At 79.3% G+C, this 2046-nt stretch carries 1 protein-coding gene and 2 pseudogenes; 2 read left to right on the top strand and 1 reads right to left on the bottom strand.

Annotated features, from left to right (window positions below):
- A pseudogene (locus tag MNZ29_RS23965) lies at window positions 1-838 on the top strand (hypothetical protein); the annotation flags it as partial.
- Window positions 839-855: 17 nt separating this feature from the next.
- Here MNZ29_RS23965 and MNZ29_RS23960 read toward each other — a convergent pair.
- A complete protein-coding gene (locus MNZ29_RS23960) occupies window positions 856-1665 on the bottom strand; it encodes a glycosyltransferase family 2 protein (protein WP_242357102.1) in 810 nt (269 codons plus the stop codon).
- 146 nt (window positions 1666-1811) lie between these two features.
- On the opposite strand from MNZ29_RS23960, the pseudogene MNZ29_RS23955 reads away from it, so the two are divergent.
- Window positions 1812-2046, top strand: a pseudogene (locus MNZ29_RS23955) (RNA methyltransferase); the annotation flags it as partial.

Below are 2046 nucleotides of genomic sequence, written 5' to 3'. Positions count from 1 at the left end.
CGCCTCGGCGGCCGCGGCCCCTGCGCGGCAGACGCCGCGCGAAGGCGAGGAGACCTTGCCCGGCGGCGGCGCCCTCGTCACCACTGCGGTCGCGCTCGCGGCGCTCGGTTATGCGGGCGCTGGCGCGCTCGGCTGGCGGCTCGGCTGGCGCGCGGCCCTCGTCGCCTCCGCGGCGACCTCGCTCCTCGCCACCGTCACGCTGAGCCGGGGGGCGGTCGCCGCCGCCCCTTCCGCGCTCCCCCGCCATCCCGCGTTCCGGCGCGCGCTCGCCGGCGGCGCGCTCGTCGCCTTCGCGGCCGGCGCGCTCGCCACCTGGGCGCCCGCGTTCCTGGAGCGCGCTCGCGGGGTGCCGCGCGCGATCTCGCCGCTCGAGACCGGCGCGGCCGTGCTCATGGCCGGGGCCGCGGCCGCCTGGGGACGCGGCGTCCTCGCGGAGGCGCTCCGGCGGGCCGGCGCTTCCCGCTGGCTCTGCCCCGGGGCGGCCCTGGCGGCCGCGCCGCTCGCCCTCGGCGCCCTCCTCGCCCGGCGCCCGGTGGCGTACCTCGCCGCCCTGGTGACGGCGATCGCGCTCGTGCTCGTCGCGCTCGCCGCGCTGCGCGAGGCGCTCGCGCGGACGCTGCCCGCCGACCGCCGCGGCGCCGCGACGGGCGCGCTCCTCCTCGTCGCGCTCCTCGGTGACGCGCCGGCGGCGCTCGTCGTCGGCGCGGTCTCGCACCGCACCTCGCTCTGGTGGGCCATGTTGCTCGTCCCCGCCGCGCTCCTCGCCGGAGGCGTGCTCCTCGCGCAGGCGGCGCGGCGTCCGGGCGGAGGGCCCGAGGAGGAAGCCGGACGACGCTGAACGGCGCGCCGGACGTGCTACGGCAGCAGCCGGTACACGTCCGCGAACCGCCGCTCCGCGAAGGCGCGGACGAGCTCGGGGTGCGCGCCGCGCCGCACGTCGTCGAGCAGCGCGTACTTGCGCGCGTGGTAGTGCGCGACCGCCTCGGCGAGGCGGACGCCGTCGCGGCCCCCGCGGAACAGCGCGCCGTGGACGAGCGTCTCCTTCGCGGCGTGGACCACCTTCTGGAGCGCAGGCGGCTTCGTGCGGCGTCCCTCCGCGTGGAAGCGGATGGCCCACAGGAGCGCGTAGCGATCGACCTTCGAGCGCATCCCCTCGACGCTCGTCGCGAAGCGGTGCTCGACGTGCGCCTCGAGCCGCACCGTGGCCGCGGGCGGGAGCGCCTCGTGGACGATCATGCTCGGCTCCCAGCGCGCGTGGTCGCGCCGCACGAGCCGGACGTGCCGCTCGGTGCGGAAGAGGAAGCGGTGGCCCGGCAGCTCCGCCCAGTCGCGCCGGACGAGCGAGAAGTGCGGCGCGGACGGCGCGGACGCCTTCCAGGCGCGGAGCGCGGCGATCGCCTCGGGCTCCAGCCACTCGTCCGAGTCGAGGAAGAACACGTAGTCGCAGGCGGGCAAGGCCTCCGTGGCCACCTGGCGCGCGGCGCCGTAGCCCTCCCACCGGTGGACCACGTGGCGGATGCCGCGCGCGCGGACGAGCTCGGCGGACCCGTCCGACGAGCAGGAGTCCACCGCGACGAGCTCGTCCGCGACCGCCGCGACCGAGTCGAGGCAGCGCGCGAGGGTGTCCGCGTTGTCGCCGTGGATGACGAAGCCGCCGAGCCGCAAGGAGCCTCCCGAGGCGGCGACCTTTACCCGGGGGGGCCGCCGCGGCGCAAGCGCGACGGTCCGCCGGCCCCGTGGGCGAGCGGCTCGCGCGCCGGGGCGCGCGTGGTCCTTGCGAGCGGCGCCGGGGTGCCGTCAGGATGCGGCGCATGAGCCGTTCCGAGCGGATCTTCTGCGCCTGCGCGCCCGGCCTCGAGCCCGTCCTCGCGGCCGAGCTCGCGGCGCTGGGGCTCGCCGCGCGCGCCCTCCCGGGCGGCGCCGAGGCCGAGGGCGAGGACGCCGCCGCGCTCGCCTGCCTCGCCTCCCGCGCCGCGGACGCGGTGCTCCTGCGGCTGTGGGAGGGCGACCCGGCGGAGCTCCCCGCCGCGAAGCGCGCCGCGGCGC

The organism is Anaeromyxobacter sp. SG64 (assembly GCF_022690745.1).
In the GTDB taxonomy this organism is placed as follows: Bacteria; Myxococcota; Myxococcia; order Myxococcales; family Anaeromyxobacteraceae; genus Anaeromyxobacter; species Anaeromyxobacter soli.
This window is presented reverse-complemented; position numbering and strand designations above follow the sequence as displayed.